The organism is Bradyrhizobium sp. BR14999 (genome assembly GCF_056106085.1).
Genome location: NZ_CM148536.1, coordinates 8,369,527 through 8,384,834, shown reverse-complemented (window position 1 = coordinate 8,384,834; position 15,308 = coordinate 8,369,527). Strand labels below are relative to the sequence as shown.

At 65.2% G+C, this 15,308-nt stretch carries 15 protein-coding genes; 9 read left to right on the top strand and 6 right to left on the bottom strand.

Annotated elements, in window-relative coordinates:
* Positions 1-208: 208 nt before the first annotated feature.
* The 5 genes from ACR9YP_RS39045 to ACR9YP_RS39025 all read right to left on the bottom strand — a co-directional run bounded on the left by ACR9YP_RS39045 (position 209) and on the right by ACR9YP_RS39025 (position 3,122).
* Complete coding sequence (locus tag ACR9YP_RS39045) at positions 209-664, bottom strand: GNAT family N-acetyltransferase (RefSeq protein WP_438105091.1); 456 nt, start codon at positions 662-664, stop codon at positions 209-211.
* A 298-nt stretch (positions 665-962) separates the two neighbouring features.
* Complete coding sequence (locus ACR9YP_RS39040) at positions 963-1,775, bottom strand: PAS-domain containing protein (protein WP_128939785.1); 813 nt, start codon at positions 1,773-1,775, stop codon at positions 963-965.
* 128 nt (positions 1,776-1,903) lie between these two features.
* Positions 1,904-2,062, bottom strand: a complete 159-nt coding sequence (locus tag ACR9YP_RS39035; protein WP_091886648.1) for a hypothetical protein — start codon at positions 2,060-2,062, stop codon at positions 1,904-1,906.
* Positions 2,063-2,135: 73 nt separating this feature from the next.
* Positions 2,136-2,312 (bottom strand): hypothetical protein, encoded by a 177-nt coding sequence (locus ACR9YP_RS39030; protein WP_164934664.1) that lies wholly within the window; start codon positions 2,310-2,312, stop codon positions 2,136-2,138.
* A gap of 159 nt (positions 2,313-2,471) precedes the next feature.
* Positions 2,472-3,122: a glutathione S-transferase family protein gene (locus tag ACR9YP_RS39025; RefSeq protein ID WP_091886645.1), complete on the bottom strand. Its 651-nt coding sequence runs from the start codon at positions 3,120-3,122 to the stop codon at positions 2,472-2,474.
* A gap of 604 nt (positions 3,123-3,726) precedes the next feature.
* On the opposite strand from ACR9YP_RS39025, the gene ACR9YP_RS39020 reads away from it, so the two are divergent.
* The 7 genes from ACR9YP_RS39020 to ACR9YP_RS38990 all read left to right on the top strand — a co-directional run bounded on the left by ACR9YP_RS39020 (position 3,727) and on the right by ACR9YP_RS38990 (position 12,140).
* Entirely contained in the window at positions 3,727-4,929 is a 1,203-nt protein-coding gene (locus ACR9YP_RS39020; RefSeq protein ID WP_091887068.1) for a pyridoxal phosphate-dependent aminotransferase, read from the top strand.
* 402 nt (positions 4,930-5,331) lie between these two features.
* Positions 5,332-5,811, top strand: a complete 480-nt coding sequence (locus ACR9YP_RS39015; RefSeq protein WP_438105089.1) for a DUF992 domain-containing protein — start codon at positions 5,332-5,334, stop codon at positions 5,809-5,811.
* A 178-nt stretch (positions 5,812-5,989) separates the two neighbouring features.
* Entirely contained in the window at positions 5,990-8,038 is a 2,049-nt protein-coding gene (locus tag ACR9YP_RS39010) for an elongation factor G (RefSeq protein ID WP_474218554.1), read from the top strand.
* Positions 8,039-8,411: 373 nt separating this feature from the next.
* The gene (locus ACR9YP_RS39005) at positions 8,412-8,684 is read left to right on the top strand and encodes a helix-turn-helix domain-containing protein (RefSeq protein ID WP_091886630.1); all 273 of its coding nucleotides are present in this window, start codon (positions 8,412-8,414) and stop codon (positions 8,682-8,684) included.
* Between the two features lie 93 nt (positions 8,685-8,777).
* A complete protein-coding gene (locus ACR9YP_RS39000) occupies positions 8,778-10,532 on the top strand; it encodes a SulP family inorganic anion transporter (protein WP_438105085.1) in 1,755 nt (584 codons plus the stop codon).
* A gap of 91 nt (positions 10,533-10,623) precedes the next feature.
* Positions 10,624-11,457, top strand: a complete 834-nt coding sequence (locus ACR9YP_RS38995; RefSeq protein WP_438105083.1) for a shikimate dehydrogenase — start codon at positions 10,624-10,626, stop codon at positions 11,455-11,457.
* Positions 11,458-11,513: 56 nt separating this feature from the next.
* Entirely contained in the window at positions 11,514-12,140 is a 627-nt protein-coding gene (locus ACR9YP_RS38990; protein WP_370986274.1) for a hypothetical protein, read from the top strand.
* Between the two features lie 208 nt (positions 12,141-12,348).
* Here ACR9YP_RS38990 and ACR9YP_RS38985 read toward each other — a convergent pair whose 3' ends face one another.
* Complete coding sequence (locus tag ACR9YP_RS38985; RefSeq protein ID WP_091886621.1) at positions 12,349-13,485, bottom strand: alpha-hydroxy acid oxidase; 1,137 nt, start codon at positions 13,483-13,485, stop codon at positions 12,349-12,351.
* A 91-nt stretch (positions 13,486-13,576) separates the two neighbouring features.
* On the opposite strand from ACR9YP_RS38985, the gene ACR9YP_RS38980 reads away from it, so the two are divergent.
* Together ACR9YP_RS38980 and glmM are read left to right on the top strand one after the other, a co-directional pair.
* The gene (locus tag ACR9YP_RS38980; protein WP_164939789.1) at positions 13,577-13,744 is read left to right on the top strand and encodes a hypothetical protein; all 168 of its coding nucleotides are present in this window, start codon (positions 13,577-13,579) and stop codon (positions 13,742-13,744) included.
* A gap of 219 nt (positions 13,745-13,963) precedes the next feature.
* Positions 13,964-15,307: a phosphoglucosamine mutase gene (gene glmM, locus ACR9YP_RS38975; RefSeq protein ID WP_091886618.1), complete on the top strand. Its 1,344-nt coding sequence runs from the start codon at positions 13,964-13,966 to the stop codon at positions 15,305-15,307.
* Position 15,308 lies beyond the last annotated feature (1 nt).

Below are 15,308 nucleotides of genomic sequence, written 5' to 3'. Positions count from 1 at the left end.
CCCCCCATCAGCAAGCCGCTCGCCGCGCTGCTGCCATGCCCATGAGGCGGACAAAAAAATGCGGCCCCTGTCAGACGCGGCGACTGACGGGGACCGCTTGGGGCGCTTGATCGGTGACGGGGGGCCTGATCAGACGCAGGCGTGAGCGTAATCCCGCTATGTTACGCGAGGGTGACAGCGGGACTTATCCACAGGGTGTGGAAAGGAATCAGAACAGCTTGCGATAGACGATAAAGCCGGAGCGTTCCGCGACCTTGTCGTACAGGCTCTGCGCCGTGAGATTGGTCTCGTGCGTCTGCCAGTAGACGCGCGGCGATCCCGCCAGTTTCGCCCGTTCATACACACCATGGATCAGCGCGGAGCCGACGCCCTTGCCGCGCGTGGCTTCAAGCGTGAACAGATCCTGCAAATAGCAGGACGGCTCGATTGCGGTGGTGCTGCGGTGAAACAGATAGTGCGTCAGGCCGAGCAATTGGCCGTCGCTCTCGGCGACCAGCGCATGCACCGGCTCATAGGCGTCGAAGAAACGCTGCCACGTCATGCGCGTGATCTCGGGCGCGAGCGCGGTTGGGCCCGAACGGCCGTAGAAGGCATTGTAGCCGTCCCACAGCGGCAGCCATTGATCGTAGTCCTGCTTCGTAACGGAGCGAATGGTGAGGGACATGTGAATTTCCGCGATCGATGAAGGATACTTCATACCCATGACGGGCTTGCTGATCAATTTGTCTCGCGAGTCGGATGGACACTTAGTCGTGGCGACAGCTTGCCTTGCCCCTCACCCGGATCGCTTGTGCGATCCGACCTCTCCCCGCAGAAGGGCGGGGAGAGGTTGAGATATCGGCACAGTCGAAAGTGAGGTGCGCACCGGCTTCTCGCTCCCTCGCCCCGTTCTTACGGGGAGACGGTAGGGTGAGGGGCTGTATCCGCGAGCGCCGGCGTACGATGCGCGCACGTTGCCGCGCCTACTCCGCAACGCGCAGATAGCTCATCAGCCTTCGGTTCGCGGGATCGCGCAGCGAGCGGTAGTAGTCGGCGCTCGCCGGCGCATCGGTGTGGCGCACGAGGTCGGTCACCGGCGTGTAGCTCAGCATGCGGCCGCCGTCGGGCAGCGCGGTGCAGACGAAACGCAGCACCTCGCCGTTGCGCAAGGCAATGTTGATCGGCGTGGCATCGCCGATCCGCACCATCTCCATGCGCTGGGCGATGAAGGTGCCGAGCTCGTCCTCGGGCAGCTCGAACGCGCCGGTGTCGCGGCCGTGATACATCAGCGCGATGAAGGGCGGCTTGCCGTCGGCGATCTGGTCCGGCACCGCAAAATATTCGCGGAACGCGCGGTTGATGAATTCGGCCCGCGTCTCGGCATCGAGCAGCACGACGCCGATATCGATCTGGTCGAGCGCGGCCGACAGGCGTGCGGCGGTGGCGTGGCTCTGGCGCTCGGCCGCGAATGTGCCGAGCATCCGCGCGCGCATCAGACCGGTGATGCCAGCGGTGCCGGCAACCGTGATTGCCAGGAGGCCGAGCCGGACCAGATCCGCGTTGCCATAGCCGGAGACGCCGTGATGGTTGAGGAAGAGCAGTGCCGCGCCGATCACCGCGACCGCTGCACTGGTCATGGCCGAGGCGAGGCCCGACAGCGCGCCGGCCAGCGCCACGAGGCAGACCAGCAGCGGCGCAGGCGAGGGAGTGGGGACGACGCGATCGAAGAGCATCGCCAGCAGCAGGGTCGCTGCCGTCAGCACCGGACCGGAGATCGCGCGCCATCCGAACCGCATGGGCCAGTCTCGCTCCTCCCCCACGAGGTAAGACCGCAACACTGGCGGATCGTTGCGCCGATGCGATGCGATTTCGCGCGATGCGCTTAATGGGCGCTTGCGGCGGAGCGCAAATCTTTCGGATGATTTTAGACCAAATGCGCGTGCCTGAGACGCTGTTGCAGCGCAGGCGCATTCAGCGTCGAGCTGCCCGAGCTCTTGCGCATGCCGGTGAAAATCAACAGCGATGCCGCGACCAGGATGGCCGCAGTCAGCGTGATCGCAACGACTACCACAGGTGACTTCATCGACGTCCTGTCGCAATGCCGGTCGGCGCGGGCCGCACGGCGCCTTGAAGGCTGGTCCAGGATGAAACGGGAATCAGATCGGCAGGCCCATCGCCATGGTCGCCTTGGTCGACATCACCGTCAGAGTGACGATCAGGCACAGCGAGAGTGCGGCGACGGCGAGCGAGGCCGCGACCGCGTTGGTCAGCCGGGAAGACGCGACGGTGGCGGATTGGCCCTGAAAGCCTGCCGTGCCGGACGCCCGAATCATGGGTCTAAATCCCTCAACACGCGAGCGAATCACCCGCGACTTTCCACAATTTCCCAGTTTCAACCGGCAATATTGCGGCGGCTGTCGCGCCGAAAGCGGCGACATTGCGGCAAAGGCGGCCCTTATGCCCGCTATTTGCCCGAGCAGGGGGCAGGCCTGTCAGGCGCCCGCGGCAATGCTGGCGGGGTCGTCGATGTCGGCCGGGCGCCAGTCCATCGTCACGAAGCCGGGCGCAGCTTCCACGCGCTTCAGCCAGTCCCGGACTGCCGGGAAGGTCGAAAGATCGAAGTCGCAGCGGTCGGCGAGATGGGTGTAGCCATAGAGCGCGATATCGGCGACCGTGAGCTGGCGGGCGGCGAAATAGGCGTTGCACTTGAGATGGTTCTCCATCACCTGGAGCGCGCCATAGCCGCGCTCCATCCAATCCTCCAGCGAATGGGTCTGCAGATCGCGGCCGCCCTTGACCAGCGATAGCCAGAAATAGGCCGCGCCGATGTTGGGTTCGAGCGCGTGCTGCTCGAAGAACATCCACTGCAGCGCCTCGGCGCGGTCGATGCGGTTCTCCGGTGCGAGCGGCGTGCCGACGGCAACGTACCATAGGATGGCGTTGGACTCGGCGAGATAGCGGTCGTTCCCGACCTCGAGCAGCGGCACCTGGCCGGACGGGTTCTTCGACAGAAAGTCCGGCGTGCGGCTCTCGCCGCGCAGAATGTCGATCTCGATGGCCTCATAGGGCACGTTGAGCAGCGCCAGCGCAAGGCGGACCTTGTAGCTATTGCCGGAGCGCTGCATCGAATAGAGCTTGTACATTCTGGGAGTTCGTTTCCGAGGATAGAAAGGTGCGGCGCTGGCTGCCCTGCAGCGCGGCTAGACAATGATGCCGATGCGAATCCGCCGCAAGAGCCGGCCCATAGAAAAACTCGAAAACCCTACCGCACTGCAGCGCCACGGAAGATCATTTCCGCGCGACCGTGCAACCGAGATCACGCTTGCGTCAGCAAACAAATGCGTTGCTCCGCGCAATCGTGAAGTCCGCGGACGACCGTATGCATCGGGTTAGGGCGCTAGTGCTTCCGCGTTGTCATGGCCGGGCATAGCCGACCGAAGGACGCCATCGCTTCCGCTCGGCTAGGTCCCGGCCATCCACGCCGCGTCAAGCGGTTCGAAGAACGTGGATGCCCGGGACCCGGCTATCAATTGCTCCGAGGACAAGCCTTGCCGGATATGAGGAATTTGGTCGGCAAAGTTGCGGAACATTGCGGTCAATCGCGCCTCGAAACGCGGGAAATCCGCAAACTTTTGCGGGATCGGGCCGAAGTTTCTTGCGGTGCAGCGGCTCACGTTTTAGGGTGGCTCATTCCCACAATCAGAGTCGTGAGGCCGAGGGCTTCACGACGCTTGTCAGGAGATGACGATGTCCTTCCTTGCCGCTGCGCTCGACCGTGTGAAGCCGTCCGCGACCATCGCGGTCACGGATAAAGCACGCGCGCTGAAAGCGGCGGGCCGCAACGTCATCGGCTTAGGTGCCGGCGAGCCCGACTTCGACACGCCCGCCAACATCAAGCTGGCGGCGATCCGCGCCATCGAGGCCGGCAAGACCAAGTATACCGCGGTCGACGGCATCCCCGAGCTGAAGGAAGCCATCATCGGCAAGTTTCAGCGCGAGAACGGCGTCGCCTACAAGCCGAACCAGATCATCGTCGGCACCGGCGGCAAGCAGGTGCTCTACAACGCGCTGATGGCAACCATCAATCCGGGCGACGAGGTGATCATTCCCGCGCCCTATTGGGTCAGCTATCCTGAAATGGTGGCGCTTGCCGGCGGCGAGCCGGTGCCGGTGGTCTGCACCGCCGCGACCGGCTTCAAGCTCCAGGCCGAGGCGCTGGAGCGCGCGATCACGCCGAAGACCAAATGGGTGATCCTGTGCTCGCCGTCGAATCCGACGGGAGCTGCCTACACCAAGTCCGAACTGAAGGCGCTCACCGACGTGCTGCTCAGGCATCCCCATGTCTGGGTGATGACCGACGATATGTACGAGCATCTCGTCTATGACGACTTCCAGTTCACCACGGTCGCGCAGGTCGAGCCGAAACTCTACGACCGCACGCTCACCGTGAACGGCGTGTCGAAGGCCTATTGCATGACCGGCTGGCGCATCGGCTATGCCGGCGGCCCGGCGCAGCTGATCAAGGCGATGTCGACGATCCAGTCGCAATCGACCTCGAACCCGTCGTCGATTGCGCAATGGGCGGCGGTCGAAGCGCTGAACGGTCCGCAGGACTTCATTCCCGCCAACAACAAGGTGTTCAAGGAGCGCCGCGACCTCGTCGTCTCCATGCTCAACCAGGCCAAGGGCATCGAGTGCCCGCGGCCCGAAGGCGCGTTCTACGTCTATCCGTCCTGCGCCGGCACCATCGGCAAGACCGCGCCGTCGGGCAAGGTGATCGACAATGACGAGACGTTCGTCACCGAGCTGCTGGAGACCGAAGGCGTCGCCGTGGTGCAGGGCTCGGCCTTCGGCCTCGGACCTGCGTTCCGCATCTCCTATGCGACCAAGACCTCCGACCTCGAAGACGCCTGCAAGCGCATCCAGCGCTTTTGCGGCAATCTGCGGTAAGCCTGTCGCGACAGTTGCAAATTGAAAAGGCCCGCTTCGTGCGGGCCTTTTTTGTTGTGTTTCGATAAGCGGAGTCGGACGGTCCTTTGTTCTGGTCGGCATCTTGCCATGCCCCTCACCCGGATCGCTGCGCGATCCGACCTCTCCCCGCAGAAGGGCGTGGAGAGGTTAAGTCGCGTCCGATTGCGCACTCTAATTCTTCTCGCATCGCGAGGGGCGCAGGCTCGCGCACTCCCTCGCCCCGTTCTTACGGGGAGAGGGTGGGGTGAGGGGTCTCTTTCCGCGAATTCGATTCCAGATATGTCCGATCTGGCACCGCCAAGACTCTTGTGGCATAGACGATCGCGCGGCGTGTGCCGCGTCCTTCCTGCTCGCAATCACCTTCATCGCCGGAGACGTTTCATGCGCCGTTCGTTCCTCCTCGCCGGGCTCACCGCCGCAAGCCTCGTTGTCTCCGTCGTTGCTGCCGGCGCGCAGCAACGGATGACGCGGATCGGCGTGCTCGAATGTCGCGGCGGCGCCAGCGTCGGCTTCATCGTGGGATCGGTGACCCATCTCGGCTGCGTGCTGCGCGCCGACGGCTTGCCCGACGACCGCTACGTCGCGACCATCCGCAAAGTCGGCCTCGACATCGGCATCACCCAGGAGACGGCGCTCGCCTGGGGCGTGTTCGCGCCGGTCGACCGGCTTGGCCCCGGTGATCTCTCCGGCAATTACGCGGGCGCGCAGGGCAGCGCCTCGGTCGGCGTCGGGCTTGGTGGCAACGTGCTGGTCGGCGGCTCCAACAATTCGATCGCGCTCCAGCCGCTCAGCGTGCAGGGTCAGGTCGGCCTCAACGTCGCCGCGGGTCTGGAGAGCCTGGAACTTCGTCCGGGGCGTTGAGCCGTCGTCAATTCTAATTGACTGAGCCAGCTACGAGACTCACCTCTCCCTCCGGGAGAGGTGAATACCGACGACGCACCGCAGCGACGTTTGATGCTTGCCAAATCTTGGGGACGGGCAGAGCATCTGCGTTTGCCGACCCAATCATGGGCCGAGCTCCACAAGAAGGAGGCGGCGAATGGGACAAGACGTCAGAAGTCCCCGAGGTCCACGGTGCATTGCGCTGGTGGGCCCATTCCAAAGCGGTAAAACCACACTTCTCGAAGCAATCCTGGCGCGAACGGGTGCGATCCCGCGCGCCGGCAGCGTCGATGCCGGAACTTCCGTCGGCGACGCCACGCCAGAGGCCCGTGATCACAAGATGACCGTCGGGCTGACTGCCGCCACCACGAGTTTCATGGGTGACAGCTACACCTTCCTCGACTGTCCCGGTTCCGTCGAATTCGCCCACGATATGCGCGCCGTGTTGCCCGCGGTCGATGCCGCGGTCGTGGTCTGCGAGGCCGACGAGAAGAAGCTGCCGCAGCTTCAGATCATCCTGCGCGAGCTGGAGGAGCTGAAGATCCCGCGTTTCCTGTTCCTCAACAAGATCGACCGCGCCAGCGAGCGCATCCGCGAGACGCTCGCAATGCTCCAGCCCGCCTCGTGCGTGCCGCTGGTGCTGCGCCAGATTCCGATCTGGAACGGCGAGCTGATCGAGGGCTTCGTCGATCTCGCGCTGGAGCGCGCCTTCGTCTATCGCGAGCACAAGGCCTCCGAGGTGATCGCGCTCGAAGGCGGCAATCTCGACCGCGAGAAGGAGGCTCGCTTCTCGATGCTGGAGAAGCTCGCCGACCACGACGATGCGCTGATGGAGCAGCTGCTCGAAGACATCCAGCCGCCGCGCGATGCCGTGTTCGACGACCTTGCCCGCGAATTGCGCGAAGGGCTGATCTGTCCGGTGCTGCTGGGCGCCGCCGCGCGCGAAAACGGCGTGCTGCGTCTGATGAAAGCGCTGCGCCACGAGGCGCCCGGCGTTGCGGAGACCGCAAAACGTCTCGGCGTTCCCGACACCAAGGATGCGCTCGGCTACGTCTTCAAGACGCTGCATTCGCAGCACGGCGGCAAGCTGTCGCTGACGCGGCTGCTCGCCGGCCATCTCGACGATGGTGCGACGCTGCAATCCTCAGCCGGCGGCACGGGGCGCATCTCCGGTATCCTCGCCGTCAACGGCGCCTACGATACCAAGCGTGCCTCGGCCGAAGCCGGCGACACCGTGGCGCTCGCCAAGCTCGATCCCGTAAAGACCGGCGACACCGTCTCGAGCGGCAAGACCCCGCCGGCTGCGCTCGTCGCCGTGGAGCCGACGCCGCCGGTGCTCGCGATCTCGATCGCGGCCACAGATCGCAAGGACGACGTGAAGCTCGGCCAGGCGATGGCCCGGCTGCACGAGGAGGATCCTTCGCTGGTCGTGGTGCAGAACGCTCAGACCCATGACACCGTGCTGTGGGGCCAGGGCGAGATGCATCTGCGCGTGGCCGGCGAGCGGCTGCGAGACCGCTTCGGCGTCAAGGTCACCTCGCATCCGCCCGCGATCGGCTATCAGGAGACCATCCGCAAGCCGATCACCCAGCGCGGGCGTCACAAGAAGCAGTCCGGCGGTCACGGCCAGTTCGGCGATGTCGTGCTCGACATCAGGCCGCTGCCGCGCGGCGACGGCTTCAAGTTCGCCGAGAAGGTGGTCGGCGGCGCGGTGCCGCGCAACTACATCCCGGCGGTGGAGGAAGGCGTCGTCGACGGGCTGGCGCGCGGCCCGCTCGGTTTCCCCGTCACCGACGTGGAGGTGACGCTGACCGACGGCTCCTATCACAGCGTCAACTCGTCGGACCTCGCCTTCCGCACGGCGGCGCGGGTCGGACTCAATGAGGGCCTGCCGCAATGCCAGCCGGTGTTGCTCGAGCCGATCCACATGGTCGAGATCGTCTGCCCGACCGACGCCACCGCCAAGATCAACGCGATCCTGTCGGCGCGGCGTGGCCAGATCCTCGGCTTCGACACGCGCGACGGCTGGAGCGGCTGGGACTGCGTCCGCGCCATGATGCCGGAAGCCGAGATCGGCGAACTCATCGTCGAGCTGCGCTCGGCCACCGCCGGCGCCGGCAGCTTCACCCGCCAGTTCGACCACATGGCCGAAGTGACCGGCCGCGCCGCCGACCAGATCATCGCCGCCCATCAGCACGCGGCGTGATCTGTAAGTGAGGCAACCGGCCTCTCACTCCCTCTCCCCGTTCTTCACGGGGAGAGGGTGGGGTGAGGGGCTGCCTCCGCGGATGCGGCATTTCATTGAGCCGAACCCGCGCCCAACCTCCGTCATTGCGAGCGCAGCGACTTGTCCGCCGAAGCCTTTGGCGAAGGCGGAAGCAATCCAGAATGTCTCTGCGGAGGCGGTCTGGATTGCTTCGTCGCACCAGCGCAAAATTGCTTTGCAATTTTGTCGCGGGCTCCTCGCAATGACGAAGGAGGTAGATGGGCAGTCCCTTGCGCCCGGCCTCATATGATGTATTTTATATCATTGTATATGTCCCAGATATCATTTATAGGTTCTGATACGTGAGGCCACGGTGATCACGTCGTTCCAGATGCGGGCAGCGCGGGCGCTGCTCGGCATTGACCAGAAAACCCTGGCCGAGCTCGCCGGCGTTTCGCTGCCGACCATCCAGCGGATGGAAGCCAGCACCGGCAATGTTCGCGGCGTGGTCGAGACCCTGATCAAGGTGGTCGAGGCGTTCGATCGGGCCGGCGTCGAGCTGATCGGCGAGCAGGCGCGCAGCGACATTGGCGGGCGCGGCGTTCGCCTCAAGGAGCCGGGGCCGCCGCGGCGGGTGGGGGCATGATCGGGCGTTGATCATGCTCGGGATCAGGAATGGGATAGCGCATCGTCGCACCTCGGCAACACGGGACGCACGATGCTTCGGAGCATCGTGGGCATGAGCATCACAAGCGATCAAGCGGGCCAACTGCATCAGCTTCGCCGGCCGACCCTTGTCGAATTGTATTTGCCAAAGCTCGTCACCATTTGGCGTGAGGGGTACGGCGTCGCGGACTTTCGCGCCGACGTCTTCGCCGGCCTCACCGTCGCGATCGTGGCACTGCCGCTGTCGATGGCGATCGCGATCGCCTCGGGCGTGACACCGGACCGCGGCCTCTACACCGCCGTCGTCGGTGGCTTCGTCGTGTCCCTGCTCGGCGGCAGCCGCTTCCAGATCGGCGGACCCGCGGGCGCCTTCATCGTCCTGGTTGCGGTGACGGCCGAGCGGCACGGCGTCGACGGCGTGATCCTCGCCACCATGATGGCGGGGCTATTCCTGGTCGCCGCGGGCCTGTTGCGGGTCGGCACCTACATCAAGTTCATTCCCTATCCCGTGACCGTCGGCTTCACCGCCGGCATCGCCGTCATAATCTTTGCGAGCCAGCTCCGCGATCTCGGCGGGATCACGCTGGCCGGGAAAGAGCCCAGCGAATTCGTTCCCAAGCTCGTTGCGCTCGCCGGCGGCCTCAACACCATCAATCCATCGGCCGTCGTGGTCGCGATCGGCAGCATCGTCATCATCGCCGCCTTGCGGCGCTGGCGGCCGTCCTGGCCCGGCATCCTGATCGCGGTTGCGCTCGCGGCGGTCGCCAGCGCCGTGCTGTCGCTGCCGGTCGAGACCATCGGTTCGCGCTTCGGCGGCATTCCGCGCGAGCTGCCCTCGCCGGCGCTGCCCGCGTTCTCGCTGGAGAAGGCAAAGGCCGTGCTGCCGGATGCGATTGCGTTCGCGCTGCTGGCCGCCATCGAATCGCTGTTGTCGGCCGTGGTGGCCGACGGCATGACCGGACGCCGTCATCGCTCCAATTGCGAGCTGGTGGCGCAAGGCGTCGCCAATATCGGCTCGGCGCTGTTCGGCGGCATCTGCGTCACCGGCCTGATTGCGCGCACCGCGACCAACATCCGCGCGGGCGCGCGCGGCCCGCTCGCGGGCATGCTGCATTCGATCTTCCTGCTGCTGTTCATGCTGATCGCGGCGCCGCTCGCAAGCTACATTCCGCTCGCAGCGCTCGCCTCCGTGCTCGTCGTGGTGGCCTGGACCATGGCGGAGAAGCAGGAATTCGCGACGCTCCTGCGCTCGTCATGGGGCGATGCCGTCGTGCTGCTCGCAACCTTCCTGCTCACGATCTTCCGCGATCTGACCGAAGGCATTCTGGTCGGCTTCGCGCTCGGCGCGGTGCTGTTCATCCACCGCATGGCGGAGATGACGGGCATCGAGGAGCGCACGCCGCTGGTGGTCCCCGATCGCCCCGATGACAGCAACGGTGCGCGCGTTCCCTACGATTCCGCGCTGGCGGTCGACCGCGACGTGCTGGTCTATCGCATCACCGGTGCGTTCTTCTTCGGCGCCGCCTCTGCGATCGGAGGCGTGCTCGACGGCGTCGCCGACCAGCGCAAGGCCTTCGTAGTCGATTTCGCCGCGGTGCCGTTCCTGGACTCCACCGCGGCGAACGTGCTCGGGCGCGTCGCCGCCAAGGCCCATCGCCAGGGCATCAGGCTGTTCATCACGGGGGCATCGCCGGCGGTTCGCCGCGCGCTGCTCACCCATGGCGTGACGCCGCCGCGCGCGCGCTATCGCCAGAGCCTCGAGCGCGCGATTGCCGATATCAAGGGCCGCGCAACGCAGCCCGAGGCCGATGAGGTTGCCGCGAGCTGACGGCGCCGTGGCGATGCGGCGCTCGTGCGCTTGACAGAGCCTTCGGGACGCGAAATGGATCGCCTTCCACATCGCTTGAGGGAAGGATGACGTGACCAGGGCTCCCGCCGCTTGTCTGATCGGATGGCCGGCGGCGCATTCGCGCTCGCCGCTGATTCATCATTACTGGCTGCGCACGCTCGGGATCGAGGGCGGCTACGTCATCGAGGCGGTTCCGCCCGAGGGCCTGCGCGACTTCGTGCTGCGGCTGTCGCTGCGCGGCTTCGTCGGTGCCAACGTCACCATCCCGCACAAGGAGGGCGTGCTGGCGCTATCGAAACCCGATGCGCGCGCAACGGCCGTCGGCGCGGCCAATACGCTATGGTTCGAAGACGGCGAGCTGCACGCCACCAATACCGACGTCGAAGGCTTCATCGGCAATCTCGACGCCAGCGCGCCCGGCTGGGATACGGCTGAGGAGGCGTTGGTGCTCGGGGCCGGCGGCTCCTCGCGCGCCGTCGTGTTCGGGCTGCGCGAGCGGGGCATCAAGCGCATCCATCTCGCCAATCGCACCATCGCGCGGGCGGAGACGCTGGCAAGACAGTTCGGGCCGAACGTGCACCCCGTTGCATGGGATGCGATCAACGACGTTCTGCCGCGTGCAAAACTTCTCGTGAACACGACCTCGCTCGGCATGCATGGCCAGCCTTCACTCGATGTCGATGTTGCGCGCCTGCCGCAAGCGGCCGTGGTCGCCGATCTCGTTTATGTCCCGCTGGTGACGCCGCTGCTTGCAGCAGCAAAAGCGCGCGGTCTGAAGACCGCCGACGGGCTCGGCATGCTGCTGCATCAGGCGGTGCGCGGCTTCGAGCTGTGGTTCGGCCAGCGGCCGGAGGTCACCGCCGAGCTGCGCGCGCTGGTCGAGGCCGATCTCACAAAGACTTGAAAGAATAGCGCGGCTGTTCCGGAGTTCTCCCTCCGTGGGGATAACCGGAGACCGTCATGTCTGTTCAACGTGCAACTTTCACACGTCCACTTCTCGCCGTCGCAATGGTGGCCCTCTCGACCTACGGCGCCCTCGCCCAGAAAGCGCCGGTGCCGACGCGCGTGCGCGGAACGATCGAGAGCGTCAATGGCGATACCATGCAGGTCAAGTCGCGCAGCGGCGAAGACGTCAAGCTTCACATCGCCTCTGACGTGAACGTCGCAGGCATCACCAAGATTTCACTCGCCGACATCAAGCCGGGTTCGTTCATTGGCGCAACCACCGTGCCTGGGCCGAACGGCGGCCAGAATGCGGTCGAGGTCCACGTCTTTCCGGAGAGCATGCGCGGCACCGGGGAGGGCTCGCGGCCCTGGGATCTCAAGCCCAATTCCAGCATGACCAATGCGACGGTCGCCGAGAGCGTGGTCGGCAATGACGGCCACACGCTGCTAGTCAAGTACAAGGACGGCGAGAAGAAGGTGTTCGTCGCCGACAACACCCCGGTGGTCACTTATGTGCCGGGCGAGAAGTCCGAGCTCAAAGCCGGCGCCAAGATCATCGCCTTCACGAAGCAATTGCCGGACGGCTCTTTCGAGACCAACCGCGTCGGCGTCGGCCGTGACGGCGTCACGCCGCCGATGTGAGCGGAGCTGCAGCCACACCCCCAGTGTCGTCCCGGATCTGCGCTGACGCTTGTCCGGGACGCATAACCACGGGGGCAAGTTGTTGCGCGAAGGAGGTAACTCCGAGTCCCCGTAGCCACGTCCGCCTGTGGCTATGGGTCCCGGATCGGCGCGCGCTTAGGGCGCGCTTGTCCGGGACGACGGCTATGTTTGACGCGACGGTTTCGCCTCACACCGCAATGACGTGATCGTCGATCTCGTCGATCCTGTTGACGCCGCACAGGCCCATGGTGGTGAGCAGCTCTTTCTGGATGATGTCAATCGCCTTGGCGACGCCGGCCTGGCCGCCGGCCCCTAAGCCATAGGCGTAGGCGCGGCCGATCATGCAGGATTTTGCGCCGAGCGCGAGCGCGCGCATCACGTCCTGGCCGGAGCGGATGCCGCCGTCGAACATGATCTCCATCTTGTCGCCGACCGCGTCCGCGATCTCGGGCAGCACCTCGATCGAGGACGGCGCGCCGTCGAGCTGCCGGCCGCCATGGTTGGAGACGACGAGGGCCTGCGCGCCGGTCTTGGCGGCTTCCTCGGCGTCCTCGACGTCGAGGATGCCCTTGATGATGAGCTTGCCCGGCCAGATGCTGCGGACCCACTCGACGTCCTTCCAGCTCAAGGAGGTGTCGAACTGCGACGCCGTCCATTCGGCGAGGCGGTTCAGATCCTCGGTGTTCTTCACGTGGCCGGCGATGTTGCCAAAGGTGCGGCGCTTGCCTTGCAGCACGCCGGAGACCCAGGCCGGCTTGCTGGCGAAATCCAGAAGCTTCGATAGCGACCATTCCGGCGGCACCGTCATGCCGTTCTTGATGTCGGCGTGGCGTTGGCCGATCACCTGCAGGTCGACGGTGAGCACCAGCGCGCTGCATTTGGCCGCGATGGCGCGCTGGATCAGATCCTTGATGAAGCCGCGGTCCTTCATGACGTAGAGCTGGAACCAGAACGGCTTCTCGACATTGGCGGCGATGTCCTCGATCGAGCAGATCGACATGGTCGATTGCGTGAACGGGATACCGGCGGCCTGCGCGGCGCGGCAGGCATGGATCTCGCCGTCGCCATGCTGCATGCCGAGCAAGCCGACGGGCGCCAGGATCAGCGGCATGGTCGAGGGCTCGCCGAGGATCGTGGTCGAGGTGTCGCGCTTGGAGACGTCGACCAGGATGCGCTGGCGGAACTTGATCGCCTGCATGTCCTCGCGGTTGGCGCGCAGCGTCTCCTCGGCATAGGAGCCGCGGTCGCAATAGTCGAAGAACGCCTTCGGCACGCGGCGCTTATGCAGCGCGCGAAGATCGTCGATACAGGTGATGTGCTTCATGATCGTTTCCCCGGCCCGTCTTGCATCGGATGATTTCGGGGTCATCTAGCATGGTTAGATGCACAGCCAAATCGTTTGAGAGGAGGGCGCCATGACGAGGCCGCACGCCGCACCTTCGCCGGAAGAGATCAAGGAGAAGCGCGACCTCGAGGAAGCGCTGGAAGAAGGCCTGGAAGAGACCTTTCCGGCCTCCGATCCCGTCAATGTCACCCAGCCACCGCCGAGCCGCGGCGACGGCCATGTGAAGCGCACCGGCTAGGCCGGGTTCCGTCCGTTCCGGCTTCCCTGCAGGGAAATATAGTGTTAACAATACGTTATCGGGCACGCGGCGGGCCCGGTTCCGTAATGATTCATCATATTTTTTGAAGCCAAGTTAGCCGCGATGGTTTTATAAGAGCTCAGCAAATCAGGGATGCGGGGCCTTTTCGGGCAGCCCGTGGTTGTCGAGGGGACCCCTGATTGTTGCCTGGGGGACGATATGAGCCGCAAATATTTCGGGACGGACGGGATTCGGGGCCGCGCCAACGGACTGATCACGCCGGAGCTCGCGCTCAAGGTCGGCCAAGCCGCAGGCCTTGCGTTTCAGCGCGGCGACCACCGCCACCGGGTCGTGATCGGCAAGGACACCCGCCTGTCCGGCTACATGATCGAATATGCGATGGTCGCTGGCTTCACCTCGGTCGGCATGGACGTGCTGCTGGTCGGCCCGATGCCGACGCCGGCGGTCGCGATGTTGACCAAGTCGATGCGCGCCGATCTCGGCGTGATGATCTCGGCTTCGCACAATCTGTTCGAGGACAACGGCATCAAGCTGTTCGGCCCGCAGGGCTTCAAGCTCTCCGACGACGTCGAGCGGCAGATCGAGCAGCTGCTCGACGAATCCCTCGACAAGAGGCTCGCGCAGAGCGCGAGCTTGGGCCGCGCCCGCCGCATCGACGGCGTGCATGACCGCTACATCGAATTCGCCAAGCGCACGCTGCCGCGCGATCTGTCGCTGGATGGCTTGCGTGTCGTGATCGATTGCGCCAACGGCGCTGCCTACAAGGTGGTGCCGGAAGCGCTGTGGGAATTGGGTGCCGACGTCGTTCCGATCGGCGTCGAGCCCGACGGCTTCAACATCAACAAGGAATGTGGCTCGACCTCGCCGGAAGCGCTGTCGAAGAAGGTCCGCGAGATGCGCGCCGATATCGGCATCGCGCTCGACGGTGACGCCGATCGCGTCATTCTGGTCGACGAGCGCGGTCATCTCGTCGACGGCGACCAGCTGCTGGCGGTGATCGCGCAGAGCTGGAAGGAAGACGGCCGGCTGTCGCGGCCGGGCATCGTCGCGACCGTGATGTCGAATCTCGGCCTCGAGCGTTTCCTGAACGGGCAGGGGCTCGATCTCGTCCGCACGCCCGTCGGCGACCGCTACGTGCTCGAGCAGATGCTGAACGGCGGCTACAATCTCGGCGGCGAGCAATCCGGCCACATCATCCTGTCCGACTACGCCACCACCGGCGACGGCTTCGTTGCGGCCTTGCAGGTGCTGGCGGTGGTGCAGAAGCTGCGCCGTCCCGTGTCCGAAGTCTGCCACCGCTTCGATCCGCTGCCGCAGATCCTGAAGAACGTCCGCCACAAGGGCGGCAAGCCGCTCGACGATTCCGACGTCAAGTCGGCGATCTCCGACGGCGAGAAACGCCTCAACGGCTGCGGCCGTCTCCTGATCCGCTCTTCCGGTACCGAACCCGTGATCCGCGTCATGGGCGAGGGCGAGGACCGCATCCTGGTCGAGGACGTCGTCGACACCATCGTCTCCGCGCTCGGCCAGGCGGCGGCGTAAG